The following is a 20,804-nucleotide window of genomic DNA, read 5'->3' as shown; positions in this document are numbered from 1 at the left end:
AGGTGAAGGTCTCGCTGGTCACGCCCGAGGGGATCGACGCCGTCGTCAGCGCGTAGCTGTATGTCCCGTCGGCATGCAGCGTCAGATTGCCGTAGCTGCCGGCAATCACCGTCGCTCCCGAGATCGTCGTGTAGGTCGCGCTGCCGGCATTGGCCTCAACGCCAAGGTAGGCTCGCGTCACCGCNCCGGCAGCCGCAGCGCCATCGGCGCCGATCGTGTCGGCATCGTCGCCGGCACTCGCACCGNCAGCACCGAACACGTTGCCGCTGGTCGAATGGCCGAGCCCTTCCGTCACGCTGTTGGCATCGTTGTCGGCGTGCGGCCCGTCATCATTGATGGCAATCGCCAGCGTCCCGGTCGAGGTGCTCGAATCCTCATCGGTGACCACGACAGGATAATTCGCAAACAGCTGGTCCGCGGCCCCGACAACGCCGGCGGCCGGATGATCGAGATTGTCGGTGAGCGTGAATCTGTAGCTCACGGTTCCACCGGCGTTTGTCCCGCTGAAGCCGGTGATGGTCAACGTTCCATAGGCCGGGCCGCCAGCAATGACGATCGGAACCGCGCCGGAATTCGCCAGCTGGGCATAGGTGATGCTGGTCGTACCGACCTGTAGCGTTCCCAGGCCATCCGGTGAAGTAAAGGCGAAAGTGCCTGTGTTCGTCTCCGAATGATCGGAATTGTTTGTCGGATTGCTATCCGACAGTTCACCGGACCCTGCCGGCTCGGATCCGTGAGGCGGAAGGCCCTTTTCGTCGACGATCGTATCGCCACCTTCGATGTCAGACGTCAGTCCTGTGATGGTGGTGATATCGTCCGCGCCGTTGACGGTAATGGTCAGCGTTGCTGGCGAGGTATCGCCATCGCCATCCGTGACCGTATAGTCGAACGTCTCGGACAGGCTCTGGCCCACCGAAAGCCCCTGCACGGCCGCGTAGGCGGTCGGGTTCTGGGCTTGCGTGTAGAGCACATAGCTGTAACTGCCGTCGGCGCCTACCGTAAGCTCGCCGTAGGTTCCAGCAACATGATTGGCGGCAGCGCCATCCCAGGCGATCGAGCCGAAGCCATCGCTGCCGAGGTGATCGGCCTGGCCACCACCCACGCCGGTGACTACATTGCCGTCCGCCGTCAGCGGCCCGTCTTCGGTGACAAAGTCCTGATCGTTGACGGCGAGCGGGCCGTCGTCCTGGAATTCGATGCTCAAGGCAACGTCGGATACGACGGTGCTCGAATCGCCATCGAAATCGGTGATGGTGGCTTTGACGTGCAGGTCGGCCGCGACGGTCGCGATGTCGTCAAACGCCGCCGCGCTCGCTCCGTCGATATTGTGGGCGATTGGCTGATATTGACCGATCCACACCGCTCCGGTCGGATCGACATAAACCTTGAATATGTCGGAGCCGTTGGCTGAACCGACGAGGACGCCATCTGCATTTGTCGAAAGCAGAATCGCCGACCCATCGAGGGTCTTGAGACCGGAATCGACGTTCACCAGCGGATTGCCATTCGCATCGGTGACGGCGAAGGAGAATGTGGCATCGTCATCGGCGCCGACCGAGGCGTTGAAAAGGCCGAGCGCGCTGGCTGACGATTTTGCGTAGCCCAATGCACCCGCCTCGTCCACCAGAGTTGGCGGAGCGAGCGCGGTGTCATTCGCCGGATTGGGATCGGCGGCGTTGTTGACGCCGGCGGATTCGTCGTGGCTGACCCGGAAGACTTCGGTCTGCGTGGTGACAATCGTGATCTTGGCTTCAATACCGTAGATCTTGAACGGGTTGCCGCCGGTCAGGGTGGCGTCGGTTCCACCAGCATTGGAATCGAAGGTGAAATCGTTGTAGTTGCCGACCTTGAGCTGGTCGAATGGCGTGCTGCCGATGACCTCGACCACAGCCCCGTCCGGCACGCCGGCGAAAGCGTAGCCGACCTGCACGCCGGCCTCGAAAACAGCGGTGCCAGCCGTTGCGACGCCGTTGACGTTCACGGTGAACGGCTCGAACACGCCGCCGTCCTTGGCGCCGATGAACAGGACCGCATTCTCGATCTTGTTGGCCTCGGCGACGTCGATCGTGAACTTGACCGAGTCGACGTCGTATGAACCGCTGTCTGTGATGGTCGGCGGATTCGGATTGTTATTGGCGATGTTGAGATTGTTGACGAAGTCCATCGTCAGGATTTCGGGACCCGTCAAACCCGGATGGGTTTCGTATCCGTCGATGATCTGGCCGTCGCCGATACCGATCTTGCCGCTTGTCGTGTTGACGGAATTGTCGCCCTCGCTGACGTCTATGCCGCTCAGCTTGATGTCGTGGTTGCCGGCGCCGTCCATGCCGCGAACGTCGGTGTTGCCGGCCTGCAGCGTATAGACGATCGTTTCGGTCGTCGTCGTGGTTGTCGTGTCGGCATCCCGGGCGACAATGTGCGGAACGTCGTCGAGCACCTGGACCTTGAACGTGCCGGCCGCCAGTCCGATCGTGTCGCCGTCGCCATCCTTGGCCACGACGAAGGACGAAAGATCGATCCCGCCATTGGCGAGCGTGTTTTCGGTGTCGTTACCAGCAAGGCTGTTCAGCGTGGGGTGATCGATCTGATCGATCAGGGTAAAGACGTACGAGCCGTCCGTGCCAACAGTCAGGGTGAAGACAGGCCGATCCGTGCCCGCCTGATAGCCTGCGCCGCCGCCGGCATCGACATAGCCGGTCAGGGTCGTGCCGTCCGAAACGATGAGGACGTTGCCGCCTTTCGAATCGAGACCCGAATCCGACGGGGTGGTCTGGGTCACCAGGCCGAAAGCGGAGGTTGCATTCGGGCCGTCAGAGCCGAAATCGACGATTGCGTTCAAGGCGCCGGCAGCGCCAGTGGCAACCGCGGAGTTCGTGCCGGTCACTTCGCCGTCAGGTTGCGGATTGTCGGCATTTCCAGTGGACTGGCTGTTATGCAGGCCGTCCTCGTCAACATTAGCGGTGATCTTGGCGGAGCTAATGGCCTTCGGCCCATCATCGTCGAAGGAGAAGGCCGAGCCATTGCCGTTGATCAGGTCGACGGTTGCCTTCTCGGTGACGATGTCCCCGTCGCCATCCTGGCGCGTCACCTCATATTGCAGCTGAACCTGGCCGCCATTGGTCAGCGACAGGTTGAGTTCGGAATCGAACTTGTTGCCGTCGGCGCCATGATTGAGTGCTTCATAGAGCGTCGTCTGCAGCTGCTCGGAGCCGGGCGCGCCGGTGATCGCAATGGTCAGAACCTGCTGGCCTTGCATATCGCGGCCGACGATGACGCCGCCTTCGAGGAAAAGTGTGACCGCGCCGCCGTCGGTGGCGACAAGATTGGTGGCAAGGCCTCCGGCTGGAATGCCGGTGAAGCTCAGAGCGCCGGTAACGGTTCCGGGACCGTCCGAACCATAGCTCCCGCCGATCGTGAACAGATTGGTCAATCCGCCCGTTACCGCTGTGCCGACCTGAGCCAGACCCGGGCCGGCATCATCGGTATTAGCGTTGCCGCCGGCATCTTCGGTTTCGCCGCCACTATAACGGTCCGCACCGACTGTCTCGTCAAGCTCGACGGAAAGCAGGCCGGCGGCTCCCTCATTGGCGCCGACCGTAAGGCTTGGCCCATCATCGTCGAAGGAGAATGCCGAGCCATTGCCGTCGATCAGGTCGACGGTTGCCTTCTCGGTGACGGTGTCGCCGTCGCCATCCTGGCGCGTCACCTCATATTGCAGCTGAACCTGGCCGCCATTGGTCAGCGACAGGTTCAATTCGGAATCGAACTTGTTGCCGTCGGCGCCGTGGTTGAGCGCCTCATAGAGCGTCGTCTGCAGTTGCTCGGAGCCGGGTGCACCGGTGATCGCGATGGTCAGAACCTCCTGGCCTTGCGTATCGCGGCCGACGATGACGCCGCCTTCGAGGAAAAGTGTGACCGCGCCGCCGTCGGTAGCGACAAGATTGGTGGCAAGGCCCCCGACCGGAATGCCGGTGAATGCGAATTGCCCAGTCGTGCTGCCCGGTCCGTCGGCTCCGTAGACGCCACCAACAGTGAACAGCGAAGAAAGGCCGCCTGCCAGGCCGGTCGTCACCTGGGCTAAACCTGGGCCGGCGTCGTCAGTGTTGGCGTTGCCACCGGCATCTTCAGTCTCGCCGATAGCACCATTGTAGCGGTCCGAGCCAACGGTCTCGTCAAGCTCGATGGAAAGCAATTGTGCCACCTGCCCAGTTGTCTGGACCGAAAGCGTCGGACCATCGTCCAGCACACCAATGTTGAGCGTGGCTGTTGCCGGATCGTTGTCTGTGTCGGTCACGACGACGGTAAAGCTGTCGGAGATCCCTTCGGTCGTTCCGGTCGATGACGTGTCGTGGTGATCCAGGGTATTGTCGGCAAGCGTGTAGACCCAGCTATAGCCGTCCGTCGGGTTGCCGGTGATCACGAGCGTGCCGTATTGACCGGCAACGCTGCCACCGTTGGTCACGTCGACGCCATCAATGACAAGCGTGCTGATGCCATCGCCCGCAGTGATGTTGAAGGCTCCTGAAACCTGTTCGGCGCTGCTCGCCGGGTCTGTGCCGTCCGAGAGTGCGGCCTCGTTGACGACAAAACCTGAGCCGACGTCGATTGTTGGTGTCGTGTCTTCATCCCGGAGCCCGACCGTGAGTTCACGCGCCTCCAAGCGACCAAACTGCAAATCCGTCGGCGGCAGCAATGCCGACAGGTCGAACCCGTCGCCGATGCCGCCGGGGGGAACCGAGAAATCACCGCCTGCGCTTGAATTCGAACCGCCGGGGCCGGCCGAGATGGAACCGTCGGCGCCGAAGGCGACATCGACATGGCTGGCTTCCAGCGCCGCCAGCAAGGCAACGCGCGGCACCTCGACGTCGCCGATGATGAAGGTCGGCACGTTCAGGGCGCCATCCTTGATCACGATCACCGAGCCGTCGGCCTGTTCGAGCACAAGGTTTTGGCCGTCGACCTTGATGTTGTCGATGGAAGCGTTGGCCGGAAGCCTTACCACGTGGCTGGCGTCGGCTACATATTCGTGCGGCGCAGCTGCCGGCAGCGTCTTCGCTTCCGCGGGGGCTTCCGGCTTGACGGGCGCTCCGCCGCCGACATCGACCGGCACCGGTTCGGACGCTGCCGGTGCGGCCTGCTGCGTCGAATTTGCCTGTGCGACCCGGATCTCCGCCGGCGATGTCTGATCGCCGTGTTCACTGGACGCGGAATGCTCGTTCAAGGAACCCGAAAAGCTGTCCAACTCGATATTGTTCGTCATGGCTGAAACCCCTCCGATATTTACCGGATAGAGACAGCGGCCATTTCTACTTTGCAACTGCCCCCTAATCTATTTCATATATTATGATATGCATTGCTCGGCATTTTTTACACGTGGTAAACCGCGACAATATAACCTGATATATGCTGGCTTCCGGAGGCTTCCCTGACGGAGGGCTGGCCGGGATTTTTTGGTAAATCAAAGTATAAAATTGAATAAAATTTTAAATAAAATAGATGAAGACAGTTGCTGGATATTTATCCACCTTCCTTTCCAATAATTTGAGACAAGATTGGTAGCGTCCACAGTCAAAGGTGGCCGTTATGAAAAAGCAAAAATCGGTTCCGGGAAAAACCGGGCTCCAGATGCTCCTGCTGGCAATCGGGCTTGTCGGCCTGGCGGGGCCGTCATTCGCCAGCGATATCGCCGCACCCGGCAGGCCCCAGGAGAAGGTCCAGACGCCGCCCTGTCTCGGCGGTGTTTCACTGACGAGGCCCCAGCCCTGGCAGCCTGCGGACGCTTACCGGATCGGTATGGTCACCGGCAGCTATGGCCCGGATGTCGGCCGCGGGGACGGCTCGTCAACGGCGCGAGATGACGCCGGGATAGATCCGGTGCAGACCGCGTCGATTATCCCGGGGGTCTTCGGATCGGTTGCCTTGTCGATGCGCAATTTTCCCGTCGCGGCGCGCTGGGCGCCTGTCTACCGGGCAATCACCGCCTGCTCGGCAGGCAGCCCCTGCGAGCACAAGAGCACGGCTTTTGCCGGCATGATCGCTGCCGCTCAAGGCAAGGGATTCAGCGAGAAGCTGTCCTTCGTCAACAGCAGCGTCAATCGCCTGATCGCCTACAGGAAAGACAGCCTCGTCTACGGCAAGCTCGACTATTGGGCGAAGCCTTCGGAGATTCTCGAGCGGCGAGCCGGCGATTGCGAGGATTTTGCCATCCTCAAGATGACGGCCCTGCTGAGGGCCGGCATTCCGACGCAAAGCATGGCGCTTGTCGTCCTCCAGGATCGCAAGAGAGGCTTCTTTCACGCAGTGCTGTCGGTGAGCACAGGCAGCGGCGCCTTCATTCTCGACAGCCTCAGCAACACCGTTATGCGTGACAGCGATCTCCCGGATTACGTCCCGCTCTATTCGTTCAGCACCGACCGGGCCTGGATCCACGGTTCAAGACCGGGCGGCGCCCAGATGGCTGACATCAAGGGCGGTTTCGCAACCGTCGCACCCGGCGAAGGTTTTCAGCCATAGGGTTTCGGCCAGTCTAAGCCATAGGTTCTCGCCAAAGACTGGCGGGCATTCAGCCGCCGAAGACGAACGCCATCAGCAGCTCCGGCTCGAGCACCGGAGCCCGCACCGCATTCAATTGCCCCCGGTAACGACGGTCACCCGCGCCGATGACAAAACCGGTGGCCACCGGCGATTCGCCATTGGCGTCGAGCCGCGTGAAGATGTCGGCCACATTGAGATCCAGCGCCAGCTTGAGGTCGTGCCGTGCGTCATCGCTTGGGGCGATCGGCAATTGGCGCTTGACCAGTTGCTGGAACGGCGCGTTGAACGACAGGATCTTCTTCGAAGAAGCCAGGGCAAAGGCCGGAGACGGGCACGCGACCAGTATGGCGTTGATGGTGTTGATCGATGCAAGCCTTCGCAAGGTCAGGTTTTCGTCCCCCAATCCACGCATGCAGGCCACCCTGATCGCGGATGTCAGATTGCCTGTCTGGGCCTGGCTTTCGGCGATCTCGTCGATGAGCATGCCGATCGTGCACTTCCTGCTTTCGGCCATCTGCTTCAGCGAAATCCAGAACGCCCGCTCCAGACGGATGCCGCGTCGTATGCCGCCGCGCGCCACAACCCGAAATTCCAGCCCGAAATCCTCCGCGGCAACTGGCGGAAGCAGCCGCTCGCGATCGGAATGATGAGGGCTGGCGCTACCGCTCACTCATCGCCTCCTCGCGCGCCTTGTTGATCGGCTTCAGGAGGTAGTGCAGGATCGTCTTGCGTCCGGTCTTGATGTCGACCGAGCAGATCATTCCGGGAATGATCGAATAGGCCTTGCCGTCTCTTTGAAGGGTAGATTTGTCCGTCGCCACACGCACCTGATAATAGGGTTCCCCCGTTTTCTGATCGACCAGGCTGTCGGCTGTGATGTTGGAGACCTTGCCCTCGATGCCGCCGAAGATCGAGAAATCATAGGCGGTGACCTTGATAAGGGCTTCCTGGTCGGGGCGGATGAAGGCGACGTCCCGTGGCGAGACCCGTGCCTCCACCAGCAACGTTTCGGAGGTTGGCACGATGCCGGCAACGACGGCGCCAGGCTGGACGAAGGCGCCGACCGTGTTCAGCTCCAGCGTGTTGACGATGCCGTCCACCGGAGAACGGATATCGGTGCGCGCGACCTTGTCGGTGGCTCCCCTTATGGTCTCATCCACCACCGAGAGTTCCGCCAGCGCCTGGGTCAGGTCGTCCAACGCCTCCTGCTGCAATTGCAGGCCGAGTTCCTCGACCTGAAGCTGGGCCTCCGTGATCGACGATTTGATTTTCTTTATCGTTTCGCCCGCGAGGTTCAGCTGGCCGTTGAGTTCGGTCTGTTCGCGCTCTACCCGCAGCTGCTCGGTCCTTGCCATCAGGCCCTTCTTGACCATCGCGTCGACCAGTTTTGCTTCCTGGTCGCTGACGACCAGGTTCTTGGCAAGACGATCGGAATTGGCCTCCGCCTCGGCCAGTTCCTTCTCGCGCTGATCGAGGCGTGACTTGAGCACGGACAGCTTGTTGTCGAAGTTCCCGCGCCGGGCGATGAGCAGCTTCTGTTCATTGTCGCAGATTTGCGGAGCGACCGACTGGATGTCCTGCGGGCACGGAAATGGGCCCGAGAGATTGCCGGCCTGTTCGTATTTCAGCCTCGCTATGCGAACTTCGAGCGCGCGCGCCTTGGCCTGCTGCTCGCCGAGGCTGGACGTGTTGAGCGTGTTGTCCAGGCGGATGATGAGATCGTTCTTCTTGACGACCTGGCCGATCGTCACGGCGATTTCCTGAACCACACCGGCCTCGCTCGCCTGGATGATCTGGGTCTTGGAAGCAGGTATGACCTTGCCGTCGCCGCGTGCGATCTCATCGACTTCGGCAAAGGACGCCCAGGCGACAAAAACGACGAAGAGCGCTCCGATGATGAATATGGACGCCGACGCAAAGAGCGGCGGTCGATCTTCCCTGGCAAGCATTTCCCACGCCCCAACGCATTGGATGCAGCAATAATTGTTTTGTCAGGCGCTTGTTTTCTGCAACGCCTGTATGACTTGGTCCTTCGGTCCGTCGGCAACGATTTTGCCCTGTTCGATAACGATCAGGCGGTCGGCCAGTTCAAGCATGCTGAACCGATGTGTGGAGACGATCAGCGTCGTGTCGCGGTCAAAGGCGACTTTGAGCTGCTTGATCAACTGGCGTTCGGAAGCAAGATCCATCGAGCCCGACGGCTCGTCCAGAAAGACGATTTTCGGTTTGGTCAGCAGCAGGCGCGCGATCGCCACCGTCTGCCTCTGGCCGCCGGAAAGATTGGTGCCGCGCTCGCCGACATTCATGTCGTAGCCGCGCGGGTGGCGTGAGACGAAATCGTCGACGCCGGCCGCCTTTGCCGCTTCGATGATCTGTTCGTCTGTAGCCTCGGGGCATGCCATCAGGAGGTTTTCCTTGATGGTGCCCGAGAACAGGTCGCCGGCCTGCGCAACGATGCCGACCGCGGCGCGAACCTCGGACGGGTGATACTGGCGAATGTCGATCCCATCCAGCAGCAACTCACCGGAAGTCGGCAGGAAGAGCCGGCCGACCAGCCGACCCATCGTCGTCTTTCCCGATCCTATGCGGCCGATGATGCCGATCCGCTCACCCGGCTTGACCGAGAAATTCAGGCCGGTCAAAACTTCGTTTTCCGAGCCTGGATAGACAAACCCGACATTCCTGAACACCATCGCGCCCTTGCGGATGGGGCGGTTGACGAAGCCCACCGTGTCGGGCCGGTCTTCCGGTTGAGCCATGATCGAATTCACCATTCTCAGCGAGAGCATGGCCTGGCGGAACCGGGACAACGTTATGGCGATCTGGCCGAGCGGCGCCACGGCCCTGCTCGCCAGCATCACCGTTCCTATGATTGCTCCTGTCGAAACATGCCCTTCCGAGAAGGCATAGGCGCCGGCCACGACCAGGGCGACGGTCACCAGCTGCTGTATGGACTGGGTGATGTTGCCCGCTGCCGCCGAAAGCTGCTTGATCTTCTCGGACGTGTTGGCGGCGTTCTTGGAGTGCTCGCCCCATTTCCGCAGCAGATACGCCTCGGCGCGCAGCGACTTGATGGTCTCCAGCGTCGAGATGGATTCGACCAGCAGGGCCTGGCGCTGCGATGCTTCGTTCATCGAGGCGGCGACGCGCTTGCCGATGCGGCGCTGGGTGACCAGGCCGACGATGACGGACATCACGAAGGCCAGCGCCGGTATGATCACCAGCCAGCCGCCTATTGCATAGATCACAAGGAGAAAGACGAAGACGAATGCCGTGTCGATGAACACGCTTATGGTGTTGGAGGTGAAGAACTCCCTGACGAACTCATATTGCGTGACCCTGTTTGCGTATTCACCGGTCGATCCGGGGCGCGCCGAAAGCGACGAGTTCAGTACTTTTTCGAACAGCAGATAGGATATCCGCAGATCCGCCTTGCGCCCGGCATAGTCGATGAGGGAAGCCCTTGCCGTCTTCAAAAGCAGGTCGAACAGGATGACCGCACCGATGCCGAGAGCCAGGACCCACAGTGTCGATATCGCCTTGTTCGGCAGGATCCTGTCGTAGACGTTCATGGTGAAGATCGGCGAGGCTATGGCCAGCAGATTGATGAACACCGCCGCCAGGACGACTTTCGAGTAGGTGCGCCAGAAAGCGCCCATCGTCCCCGTAAGCCAATGTCTTCGCTCGATCCTGGCCGCCGAGCCGACCGACATGGTCTCGGCGGCATTGGCATAGGTGATCGAAAAGGAAGCGCCGCCGCTGATGTAGCTGGCGGCCAGTTCCGACCGGCCGATCGTGGTGCGGCCGTCTTCCTGGGGCGCGGTGATATACGCATCGCCTTCGCCTAGAGCCAGCAGGGCGACGGGCAATTGGCTGACGCGAAAAACGATGGCCGGCAGGTCGATACGCCCCCTGAGAAAATCGCGGTGATTGAACTCGGTGACTTCCAGGCCGATGCGTTCGGCAAGGTGCCTGATGTCGTCGGCCGCAATTCGCGTATCCGAGAGCGGCACGCCGGCAAACAGCACGGTCTCCGCGCTCGGCCTGCCGAGATATCCGGCAACGGCCGAGAAGCAGGCCTTGAACGCCTCCTTCGGGGAGAGGATGTTGGGTTGCTGGTTCACGATCTGCCCGTCAGGACGCTCGCTGGACCTTGTGCTGTCCTATTTCTTCCTCACCGGAGCGAGAATATCGAATGGCAGGTCGTTCTTCTGCTCCGATGGCGTCCGCGCATAGGTTTCTGTGTCCGCGGTTTCCGGTGCTGCGAACTCGGTGCGTGCATAGGCCGTCGCTTGCTTTGCCGGCTCGAGATTCATCGTTTTCAGCAACTGTCCGGTCGCGGCCAGGAGCCGGTACTGGGCAAACAGCGATGCGTAGGACGCGGTATCCGCCAGCGTTGCCGTGTTGAACCGTGTATTCTGCGCGTCGAGCACGTCGAGCAGCGAGCGCTGTCCGACCTTGAACTGCTCGCGATAGGAAGCAACCAGCTTCTCATTGGCAGCGGCTTGTTGCCTCAGGGTCTTTGCCAGATCGGCTTGCCGGAAACGGCGATCCCATGAGGTGCGAACGGCTTCCTCGATTTCGCGCTGGACCTGATGCAGCGCGAGACGCTGTTCACTGGTGCGGCGGATCTGCTCCTGCTCGTTGGCCTTGTCGATGCCACCGCGGTAGAGGTTCCAGCGCAGGACCACGCGCGCCTGCAGGTCGGTGGTGTCGCCATCGTCGCCGTCAATGTCGGTTCCTGCCCGGGCCCGACCTTCAGCGATGATGGAGGGGCCAAATTTTGCCCGCGCAGCGTCCACGAGGGAGGCCGCCGCGTCGATGTCGCTGTTGGCCATGTGTACGCGCGGATTGCTTTCCCGCGCCAACCCTATCGCGTCGTCGAGCGAGCGCGGGAGTGCGGCCGAAACATCGCCGGGCCTCGAAGGGCTGGTCAGTGGCTTTCCGACGGTTTTGAAGAAGCGGATCTTGGCCGCTTCCAGTTCCTCGGTCGCCTCCTGCATGCGCGCCTTGGCGGCGAACAGCCGTTCCTCGGCCTGTTGCCGGTCGGCCTCGTTCAGCGCGCCGCCCGAGATGCCTTGCCGGATGTCGCCGAGAATTGCCTGGTGGAAGCCCAGATTTTTCTTCGCTTCGGCAACGATCGAAGCCTGCAGCATGTATTCCAGATAGTCCTGGACAACGGACAGCCCGATGAATTCGGACCGTTCCAGCACGCGGAACGAAGCGCCATCGACGCGCGATGCCTGACGGTTCAATTCGGCCCGCCTTCCGCCGCTGTCATAAAGCGTCTGCGAAACGGTAAGATCCGTTTCAGCCGGATAGAGCGCATCGCCTTCGATGGAAAGAGAGCGCCGGGACGGATTGTCGAGCCGGCGAACGCCAGCCGATGCCTCGACATCGACACTGGGAAGATAAAGGCCCTTGGCTTGCCGCAACTCGAACTCGATGGCTTCGCGATTTTCGATCGCCTGTCCAATCTCGGGATTGGACTCCACCGCGACAGCCATCGCCTCCTTGAGCGTGAGCGCGTGAGCGCTGCCGCAGGTCAGCATGGTGGCCGCCATCAAAAGACCAAGGCGCCTGCCTATGGTCGACATGTTTGTCGTATTCATTAATCCCACCCTAACGTTTCCCCAGCGTCCTTTTCAGAGCGCTAACCAAGCCAAGGCCTGCCCGTCGGCGGATTATCCACAAATTCACGGAATGTGTGAGCGATTATTGATTTAGAGGGCGCTAAATAGCCTTTTTAAGCAACAAGGCTGCGAGATGTAGCAAAAATAGCACATAACGTCGGCTCGCTGCGGTTGTATCCAGACGCCGCATTCAGTGGGAAAGCACAAAAAACGGCAGGCCAGTGGGCCGGTATGGCCAGAATCATGGCCGGTTCGGATAGCGGCTGTCGATGATCCAACCTGAAGTTGAGCCCTTTTTCGGGCGCGTCCCTTTGGATGCCGCGCCCAAAAATACTCCATCGCGGCGGCCGGCGTACGCTTCATGTGGCTCACTGCGGCCAAAAGCTGGTCAGCGCGCACCCTAATTTGCGCTCAACGCCACCATGCGGTCGAGCGCCGCGGTCAGGCCGCGAAGCGACACAGGGAAGCTCAGCGGGGTCTCGGCGTCCGTCGTGACATTGAGCTTCAGCACCGAGCCTCCCCTCAGCTTTCCAAGCGTCGGCCGATCGACCGTAAAGACGGAGACGCAACCCGTCGGCAGGCAGGTCCTGAAGCGCTGCGGGGACAGCGGCGGTTGATCGTCGATCTGCAGCGTCACGCCCGGATCAAGGAGGATGCCGAAGGGCAGAAGCAGGGTAGCCGTCGTCGAACCGTCCGGGCGTGCCGCGATCTCCATGGCAAGAAGCCTCTGCCCGTTCTGCTGGACCTGGTCTTGCGCAAGCGAGCACACTCTCGCCTTTTCCCGTACCGAACAGGTCACGCTCCAGTCCTGATAGACCTCACGCAGCGATGAGGGTCCATCCGGGACAGCCGCCACCTGTTGCTGGGCAGACGCCGGCGACATCAATGAGAATAGAATCGCTCCACATGCGGAGACGGCCTTCGGGCCAAGCTTCATGTGCAGACCCATTCGCGGATCTTGCATTTCTCTCCCGTCGCCTCGCAGGCCTGCAAAGCGAGATCCTCCGCTTCCCGACGGGTCTCGGCCGAGTTCACGCCCCAGGGCGTGAAACGGTTCTCCACTTTGTCTGCCACGGCAAGCGCACCGCAGTGCTTGTAGGGAAAGCCGGTCTCGTCGTCATCATTCCAATGGCGATGGTTGCGGAAGACGGTGACGACGTTGCAGGCCTTTCCGCCTGCGTTCTCGCAATATTTCTGTGCGATGTCCTTCGCTTCCTGCCGCTTGTCGGCGCCCCAGAAGAAGCCGTATTTGCTATCGGCCTGCGAATAGGCAATGGCCGCCCATATGCCTTTTTCCTCCTGTTGCGGTTCCGATGGGGCCACAAGGTCGGCTGAGACGACTTGTCCGCTCCACAACAAGGTCAAGCCCAAAACTGCCAAAGCCTGCAATCTCATGGTCGGCATCCTTTCCTTGACCTCACTCGCTTCGCGTCCTACTTCGCCGCCGAAGCAAGGGAGATCACCACACAGCTTTTGCCCGTCGGCAGGAGAAGCGCTTCACCGGCATTGCCGCCGAGCTCGTAGACCTCGACCTGCCCAAGATGGTCGGTGATCTTGCTGCCCTGCGGCAGGATGGATGCGATGTCGGCGCACGGGCTGGCGAATGGCGCCACCCGCACCATCGCCCCTTCGCAACCCGTGGCGGTGGGCGATGCGAAGACGATGCCGGCGGCCGGTCCGCTATAGCGTTCCGACGCATAGTCCATGCCGACAAAGGCCTGGATGGCGTGCTTGTCGGCGGCCTGGTCGTTCCACAGGGATTTGACGCTGTATTTCGTGCCGGTCGTCAGGATCTGTCCGAGCACTGGATAGACGGTCGAGCAGGCCTGCACACCGGCCTGCTTGACATGCTCGAGGAAGGGCGTGTCCGGAAGCACGGGGGCCGCCGCTGTTGCTGCAGGTGCGGCCGTCGCGCCGCCGACCAGATTGGCGACCGCGGCGTAATTCCCGGCGGCGAAGCCAAGCCCCGCCACGACCAATCCCAGCAGTGAATATCCGGCCGCGCGTGGCCAGCGCCTTGGGGGCTCGGCCCGCCTCTGCCGATCCGCCTCGACGCTAGGAGTGCGTTTGGCGGACGTGAACTGGTCCTGCTGGCTCATGGTGGCGCCTCGGTTATTTGAGTGGTGAAAGGGCGTCTGACAGCCCCTTGAGCGTTGCGGTAACGGTGATCGTCTGCCCATCGACCGTCGAGTAGGAGATCGCCGGCGTCGCGTTCTGCGATATCTGCCGGCGCATGACGGGGCCGACCGGCAACATGCCGACACAGACCATTTCGTTGCAGCCGTTCAGCTGCACGTCGATCGGCTGCTTCTGTCCATCGAATTTCACGGACACCAGGCCATCGCTCCTGGCGTTCGGGGCGGTGCGCAGGATCATGTACGGCTTGCCGTCCTGGGTGGCGGCAAGCGACCAGCTGAAGGCCATCTTGCCGGACGCGTCCTCGATGATCTGCGAGACGTTGCAGACCTTCTTGCGGGCTTTGAGGTTCTCGTCGCAGATCAGCGTCCAGTTGTCGAATGGGCGTATGGTGCGCTGGTAGTCTCCGAGCTTCACCTCGGGCGGGAGCACCACGTCCGAAGGCTTGATCCTGTAGGTCGGCGCAACCTGCCCGGCGGCCGGCACGAGGCCGCCGCAAAGCGCCAGGCAGGTCAGGGCAACAAGTCCTTTCATCCCTGCCTCAGTTCAAGGTGAAGCTGATGCCGGCGCCGACGCCGACATGCCCACCCGCTGCCGTGCCCGACAGGTTGCCGCGGATGCGGCCGTCCTCGCTGGTGTAGCCCGCACCGAAGGCGAATGCGCCTGCGTCGCGCCAGAGGCCGCCACCCGCCGCGACGCTCAGCTTTCCGGGCCGGTCGTCGTAGCGCAGCGAGGCGGCGGCGAGGCCTATCGCGGCCGCCTGCCGGGCCTCGTCGCGGATGCCGTTGATGTCCGAATTGAGTTGGCCGAGCTTCTGGTCGGTATAGTCGTTGGCCTGCTGCAGGGTCGTGGCGGCTACCTTGTCGGTGTAGTCGTTGGACGTATCGATAGCGTAAGCCACGCGGTTGTCCGTATAGCTCTTGCCGGCGGTCAGGCCCTGGTTCATCTGGTCGACATTGACCGCATCGGTCCCTTTGACGCCGGGGCCGACATTGGAGATGACGACCGGCGCGTTGACGTCGCCACCCTGCAGCGTGATGGTGTTCGACTTGACGCCGCCCGGGGCGTCATAGGTCACCGCGTTCTGGGTGAGGTTTCCGACGCCGGCTTTCAAATCCTCGATCGCCGTGTTGGTGGCGTAGAGCTGCGAGCCGTTGATCGCATCCGTGCTGCCGGCATCGACGCGCCCGGCGGCGACATTGGTGATCGTCCGCTCGGCGCCGGCATCGCCGACGCTGACGGTTCCGGTCGGAGTCGTTCCGGCGAAGGTGTAGGTCTTGCCGCCGATTACGGTGCTGGAGGTGCCGACGGCTGTCTGCGTCACCGAGCCGGAGCCGAGCGCCACATCGTTGGCGTTGTTGGCCTGCGCACCCTGGCCGAGCGCGACGGCGCCCGCCCCGGTAGCCGTCGAGCCATGGCCCGCAGCCACGCTCTCGGCGCCGCTCGCCACGCTTTCCGGCCCGATCGCCACCGCGTTGGTGCCGCCGGCGATGCTGTCGGCCAGCGTCGAATTGGCGTGGAAGTATTTGATGCCGCCGCCATTGCTGATGGTGGTCAGGGCATTGTCGACGGCCGTCAGGCCGTCATAGACGGTCGAGTAGTTGTTGCCCTGGATAGTGTAGGTCGGGCCGGTGATCGAGCCGTCGGGATTGATCGTGGTAACGCCGCCGAACAGGTCGGTGACGTTTTTCGTCACGCCGCGCAACTGCGAGACGTTGACGCCGTCGGTGTCGGCCGAGCCCGCCGCGACATTGGTCAGCTTGCGTTCGGCCCCGGCGGCGCCGATCGACACCTCGCCGACCGAGGTCTGCGGACCGGCGAGCGCGAAGGCCGTGTAGCCGGCCTGCGCGCCGACCGTGGTGATGGATTGCGCACCGAGCGCCACGCTGTTGATGAAGGTGCTCTGGGCGCCGGCGCCGAGCGCCACCGACTGGACACCGGACGCCAGCGAATTGGTGCCGAGCGCCAGGCCGTCGGCCAGCAACACATGGGCGTTCTGGCCGATGGCCGTTCCGCCGGGCGCTGTCAGGTCGACGATGGCGCCATTGCCGATGCCGATGCCATTGTCGCCGTTGACGACAGTCGTCGGGCCGACCGCGACCGATTCCGCGCCGACCGCGAGCGAGTCGCCCGCCGCCGAATTGGCGTGGAAGTATTTCGTCGAGGTAACCGATACGGCAGCGATGGCGCCGGCGAGCTGGCGCACCGTCACTGCGTCTTGGTCCTGCGTGCCGTCGGCCACGTTGGTGATCTGCCGGTAGGAGTTGACATCGCCGACCGAAACGGCGCCGAGCAGCGTCCTGTCGCTCGTGTTGTACTGGATGAAGTTGGACGGACCGGCCGCGATCTGGCCGGTGGCCGGAGCGATCGCGCGATCGGAGATCGAACCCGAGCCCAGCGCCACGCTGCCGTCGATGCTGGCCTTGCTGTCGCGGCCGAGCGACAGCGCGCTGATGCCGGTCGCGGTCGCATTGTAACCGACCGCTGTGGACCCGACGCCTTGGGCGAAGGAATCGGTCTGCGCCAGCCCGGCCTCGTTGGTGCGGGCGTAGCGGATGCCTATGCCGTTGGCATCGGTATAGGCCGTCGAGGTGTCGCCGGCGATGTTGTTGAACGTGTTGCCGAGATTGGTGACGGAACCGCCGATGGTGCTGAGCGTGGTGCCGATGGCGTCGACGGCCTGGTTGGTGGCGGCGAGCTGCGAACCGTTGATGGCATCGGTCGACGTCGAACTGATCCGTCCGGCGGCGACGTTGGTGATGGTGCGTTCGGCGCCGACCGCGCCGACGCTGACCGTCGAGGTCGGGTTGGTGCCCTGGAAGGCGTAGGTGGTGCCATTGATCACGGTGCTGGGCGTGCCGACGGCGACGTCGGTGACACTGCCTGAGCCGAGCGCCACGTCGCCCGCATTGCCAGCAGCAGAGCCGGCGCCCAGCGCGAGCGCGTTCTGGGCGACGGCATTGGCGCCTACACCAACAGCAGTCGCCTGAACGCCAGCCGCAAGCGAGTTCTGGCCGATCGCCGTGCTGGAAGTGGCTGTGGCGGTGGCGTTGGCGCCAATGGCGGTGCTGTATTGGCCCGAGGCCTTGGAGATGTACCCCAGTGCCGTTGCGTCGAGCGCCGACGCGACGGCGCCACTGCCGATGGCCGAGGCGTTGGCGTCGGAGGCGCTCGAATTGACGCCGGCCGCGATGGCGTTCGTCCCCGTCGCGGTCGCGACGGGTCCGATGGCGACCGAGTCCGTACCAGTGGCCGAGGAGTCCGCCGCCGTCGAGTTGGCGTGGAAATATTTGATGCCGCCGCCGACGTTGAGATTGTTGACGACGGCGCCGATGGCGTCCACCGCCTGGTTGGTGGCGGCGAGCTGCGAGCCATTGATCGCGTCGGTCGATGTTGAACTGATCCGCCCAGCAGCGACGTTGGTGATGGTGCGTTCGGCGCCGGGTGCACCGATGCTGACCGTAGAGGTCGGATTGGTGCCCTGGAAGGCGTAGGTCGTTCCGTTGACCACACCGCTGGCCGTGCCGACCGCCGTAGTGGTGACCGAGCCCGAACCAAGCGCGACATCGCCGGAGCTTGCCGCCGCTGTCGCGCCATCGCCCAGTGCGACGTTCCCGGCGAGGCCGGCTGCGCCCGCCGTCGAGCCGTTGCCCAGCGCCACCGAGCCTTGCCCGATCGCCTTGTTGCTGTTGCCGATGGCGACGGCGCCGTTGGCCATATTGGCCGCGGTGGCGGTTGCCGTGCCGTCGCTGTTGGCGATGTTGTTGGCGCCGCCGGTGAAGGCGCCGGTACCGCTGGCATAGCTGGGATCGCCGATGGAGACGGCGCCGTCGCCATAGGCAACATTGTCGGCGCCGATGGCGACAGCCTTGCCGCCGCTTGCATTCGCCCTGGTGCCGATGGCGACGGCATCGGCGGAGTTTGCGACCGCGTTCGTTCCGGCGGCGATCGCGTTCTGGGCACTCGCGTTCGCGGTATCGCCCATCGCCAGCGCGCTCGCGCCACTCGCCGATGCGCTAACGCCCAGCGCCGTTGCGCGCGCGAGGGTCGCACGGGAGCCATTGCCGAGCGCCACGGCGCCAACATCCGTGCCCTGGGCACCCGACCCAATCGCGACCGAGCCGATCCCACTCGACAGAGCGGCATTGCCGAAAGCCAATGCGAAATTGCCAGAGGCGAGTGCGTTGGGGCCGAGCGTTGACGAGCTTGTCCCCGTCGCACGGGAATTTACCCCGATTGCGACGGCGAACTGGGCCGATGCCACGCTTGTACGGCCGATCGCCGTGGCATCAGCCACGTTTGCCGTCACGTCCACGCCGATAGCGATCGCGCTCTGAGCGAGAGCCCCCGTTCCGGCAGCGGAGCGTGCGCCCAGATAGATGGAATTCACGCCGCTGGCGATGGATCCCGTGCCAATGGCTGCGGCGTTGGTCTGGCTGGCTTGAGCGTTGTGGCCGATCGACGCGGTGTTGCTGGCGGCGACACCAATACCGGCATTGGTTCCGATCGCGATGTTGTCGTTGCCGGTGACCAGATTGCCCGCGGAGGCGGAGAGCGTTGCGTCATAGGCAACGGCGCCGTCACCAGTGCCGAGGGCGACATTGCGCTGCCCCGTGACGCCGGAGCCGGCGCCTCTCAAGACGCTTGGGACGCCGCCGCCGACAGCGGTATTCTGTCCGCCGCTGACGAGCGTGCCTGCCGCGACGCCCACCGCGACCGAGCTGGCATTTCCGGTGGTTGACCCGGCGCCGGCGCCCTGACCGACAGCAACCGTGCTGTCGCCGATCGCCAGCGCTTGCACCCCGAGTGCCGTTGAGCTGTTGCCAGTCGCCTTAGCAGCGTTGCCGACGGCGACGCCCGAGACTCCGCTGGCGTTGGCGCCGTTCCCGGCGGCGAGAGAATTGCCGCCGGTTGCCTGGCTGACCACTCCCAGCGCTATCGAATTGCCGCCGCTTGCGTTACTACCCGCTCCCATTGCGGTCGCGTTGCCGCCGGTTGCTTGGCTGGTCGATCCAACCGCGGTACCAAAGCTGTTGGCGACGGTTCCCGTGCCGAGGGCGGTCGAACTGTTCCCCGAAGCCTGGCTCACGCTGCCGACAGCGACGGAATTGCCGCCGGTCGCTTGGCTCGATACGCCAACGGCCGTCGCGGCGGCGCCAGCAGTAGCCGTGGAGCCGATGGCAGTCGCGTTCGCCCCATTTGCGGTGCTGTTGACGCCAAAGGCGCTTGCCCCGCCGGCGTTAGCATGGGCGTTTCCGCCCACAGCGAGCGCGTTAATGCCGGTCGCGCTTGCAAAGACACCTATGCCGATGGCGTTGAGGCCATTGACACTCATCGAATAGCCGATGGCGATCGAAGCGTCGCCCGTTGCACTGTTGGAGGTGCCCAACGCTACGGCGTTATTGCCATTCGTCGTGGCACCGTTACCGATGGCGACGGCGTTGCCGCCTGTCGCGGACCCGCCGCCGGCCTGGTATTGTGCCTGGGCCGGCGTGGCGAGGCTGAGCGCGGCGATCGCCGCCAGGCCGCCGACGATGCTCGCCAGGCTGACGGAGGAGGCCAAGGCCGAACGCACGCTGCCGCCGACCCCCAGCGTTCCCAGCCCCAGACGCTTGCACCCCATACCAAGCGCACGATGCGCCATGCGCAGCACGGCCATCAGGCGGCGGCGAACCGAGCGCGAACCATGATCGGCCCCCGCGATCCACTGCCCCGCGAAATGCGCTGTGCGACGCCGAACAAACGAACCGCTCGAAATCTGGCCGTTCGAAATCTGGTTGTCGGTCATAGTCCCTCTCCGCTGGCCGGCACGAAATGTCTGACAATTCCGCTCCATCGCAGGAAGACATGATTCCTGCGTGCGGTATTTCACGATATTGCTGTCTTGTGAGAAAAGAGGCGAGCAAATCGGCATAGGTTAACGGCTCGTTACCCCTGCCAATGCTTTAGAATCAAGTAATCAAGCAATTCCCTAAGCGCCGTCTCATCTAAACTTGGCGCTAAGCTTTCCCATCCGCGCCTGCAGCGGCGTCATCTGCCGGTATTTCTTCATCACGGTGGTAAAATGGCTCTGGCTCGAAAATCCGCTGGAGTGAGCGATGTCGGCGATCGTCATGCCGCTGTCGGCAAGCAACCTTTCAGCGAAATCCAGCCGCAGACCGAGGACGTACTGATGCGGCGGCATCCCGAACGTCCTCGAGAAAGCCCGCACAAAATGATAGGGTGAAAGACCGCAAACCGCGGCCATCTCGGCAAGCGCCAGCTTGCGCGTAAAGTTCTCGTCCAGGAATTGCCGCACGCGGCTCGCGGCGCGGACGGAAAGCCTGCCTTTTGCGTTGAGCGTCGGTTGTCGCGAATTGGGTCCGGAAACCGGTCCGGGGACACCATCCTCACCCGGCATTTCTTGGCCTCCTGATTCGTCCCGGATGAGGTTCAACCCTAGGCTTCCTTCCGCGTTCCCCTGAAAAACAATTCGTGATTGATCGAAGCCGACCGGCATCG

General features: G+C 62.9%; 12 protein-coding genes. 1 reads left to right on the top strand and 11 read right to left on the bottom strand.

Annotation, left to right across the window (positions count from 1 at the left end; all coding sequences use genetic code 11):
- Positions 1–5,260, bottom strand: a 5,260-nt coding sequence (locus M729_RS0109855; protein WP_027161460.1) for a VCBS domain-containing protein, incomplete at its 3' end; no start/stop codon positions are given.
- A 323-nt stretch (positions 5,261–5,583) separates the two neighbouring features.
- Between M729_RS0109855 and M729_RS0109850 the strand changes: the two genes are divergently transcribed.
- On the top strand, positions 5,584–6,513 hold the full coding sequence (locus tag M729_RS0109850) for a transglutaminase-like cysteine peptidase (protein ID WP_027161459.1): 930 nt from the start codon (positions 5,584–5,586) through the stop codon (positions 6,511–6,513).
- 49 nt (positions 6,514–6,562) lie between these two features.
- Here M729_RS0109850 and M729_RS0109845 read toward each other — a convergent pair whose 3' ends face one another.
- From M729_RS0109845 to M729_RS0109800, 10 genes are all read right to left on the bottom strand, one after another.
- A complete protein-coding gene (locus M729_RS0109845) occupies positions 6,563–7,204 on the bottom strand; it encodes a ribbon-helix-helix domain-containing protein (RefSeq protein WP_027161458.1) in 642 nt (213 codons plus the stop codon).
- Positions 7,194–8,483 (bottom strand): HlyD family type I secretion periplasmic adaptor subunit, encoded by a 1,290-nt coding sequence (locus tag M729_RS0109840; protein WP_027161457.1) that lies wholly within the window; start codon positions 8,481–8,483, stop codon positions 7,194–7,196. Before M729_RS0109840 ends, M729_RS0109845 begins: the two co-directional genes overlap by 11 nt.
- Before the next feature lie 42 nt (positions 8,484–8,525).
- On the bottom strand, positions 8,526–10,658 hold the full coding sequence (locus tag M729_RS0109835) for a type I secretion system permease/ATPase (RefSeq protein ID WP_013529845.1): 2,133 nt from the start codon (positions 10,656–10,658) through the stop codon (positions 8,526–8,528).
- A gap of 39 nt (positions 10,659–10,697) precedes the next feature.
- Positions 10,698–12,146, bottom strand: coding sequence for a TolC family protein (locus tag M729_RS0109830; RefSeq protein ID WP_013529844.1), 1,449 nt, complete (start codon positions 12,144–12,146; stop codon positions 10,698–10,700).
- 421 nt (positions 12,147–12,567) lie between these two features.
- On the bottom strand, positions 12,568–13,116 hold the full coding sequence (locus M729_RS0109825; RefSeq protein ID WP_027161456.1) for an invasion associated locus B family protein: 549 nt from the start codon (positions 13,114–13,116) through the stop codon (positions 12,568–12,570).
- The gene (locus tag M729_RS0109820; protein ID WP_013529842.1) at positions 13,101–13,562 is read right to left on the bottom strand and encodes a DUF4189 domain-containing protein; all 462 of its coding nucleotides are present in this window, start codon (positions 13,560–13,562) and stop codon (positions 13,101–13,103) included. Before M729_RS0109820 ends, M729_RS0109825 begins: the two co-directional genes overlap by 16 nt.
- A 38-nt stretch (positions 13,563–13,600) precedes the next feature.
- Positions 13,601–14,266: a hypothetical protein gene (locus M729_RS0109815; RefSeq protein ID WP_024502657.1), complete on the bottom strand. Its 666-nt coding sequence runs from the start codon at positions 14,264–14,266 to the stop codon at positions 13,601–13,603.
- A gap of 13 nt (positions 14,267–14,279) precedes the next feature.
- Complete coding sequence (locus tag M729_RS0109810) at positions 14,280–14,837, bottom strand: invasion associated locus B family protein (protein ID WP_024502658.1); 558 nt, start codon at positions 14,835–14,837, stop codon at positions 14,280–14,282.
- 7 nt (positions 14,838–14,844) lie between these two features.
- The gene (locus M729_RS0109805) at positions 14,845–20,091 is read right to left on the bottom strand and encodes a YadA-like family protein (protein ID WP_027161455.1); all 5,247 of its coding nucleotides are present in this window, start codon (positions 20,089–20,091) and stop codon (positions 14,845–14,847) included.
- Positions 20,092–20,286: 195 nt separating this feature from the next.
- The gene (locus tag M729_RS0109800; RefSeq protein WP_024502659.1) at positions 20,287–20,802 is read right to left on the bottom strand and encodes an AraC family transcriptional regulator; all 516 of its coding nucleotides are present in this window, start codon (positions 20,800–20,802) and stop codon (positions 20,287–20,289) included.
- Positions 20,803–20,804: the final 2 nt, after the last annotated feature.

The sequence above is a fragment of the Mesorhizobium sp. WSM1293 genome (assembly GCF_000513875.1).
Lineage (GTDB): Bacteria > Pseudomonadota > Alphaproteobacteria > Rhizobiales > Rhizobiaceae > Mesorhizobium > Mesorhizobium ciceri.
This window is presented reverse-complemented; position numbering and strand designations above follow the sequence as displayed.

What these genes read in the sequence shown, in the direction of transcription:
- M729_RS0109815 (WP_024502657.1), bottom strand. Translation starts at nt 14,266, where the DNA reads ATGAGCCAGCAGGACCAGTTCACGTCCGCCAAACGCACTCCTAGCGTC.
- M729_RS0109800 (WP_024502659.1), bottom strand. Translation starts at nt 20,802, where the DNA reads ATGCCGGTCGGCTTCGATCAATCACGAATTGTTTTTCAGGGGAACGCG.
- M729_RS0109830 (WP_013529844.1), bottom strand. Translation starts at nt 12,146, where the DNA reads ATGAATACGACAAACATGTCGACCATAGGCAGGCGCCTTGGTCTTTTG.
- M729_RS0109805 (WP_027161455.1), bottom strand. Translation starts at nt 20,091, where the DNA reads ATGACCGACAACCAGATTTCGAACGGCCAGATTTCGAGCGGTTCGTTT.
- M729_RS0109840 (WP_027161457.1), bottom strand. Translation starts at nt 8,483, where the DNA reads ATGCTTGCCAGGGAAGATCGACCGCCGCTCTTTGCGTCGGCGTCCATA.
- M729_RS0109820 (WP_013529842.1), bottom strand. Translation starts at nt 13,562, where the DNA reads ATGAGATTGCAGGCTTTGGCAGTTTTGGGCTTGACCTTGTTGTGGAGC.
- M729_RS0109825 (WP_027161456.1), bottom strand. Translation starts at nt 13,116, where the DNA reads ATGGGTCTGCACATGAAGCTTGGCCCGAAGGCCGTCTCCGCATGTGGA.
- M729_RS0109850 (WP_027161459.1), top strand. Translation starts at nt 5,584, where the DNA reads ATGAAAAAGCAAAAATCGGTTCCGGGAAAAACCGGGCTCCAGATGCTC.
- M729_RS0109810 (WP_024502658.1), bottom strand. Translation starts at nt 14,837, where the DNA reads ATGAAAGGACTTGTTGCCCTGACCTGCCTGGCGCTTTGCGGCGGCCTC.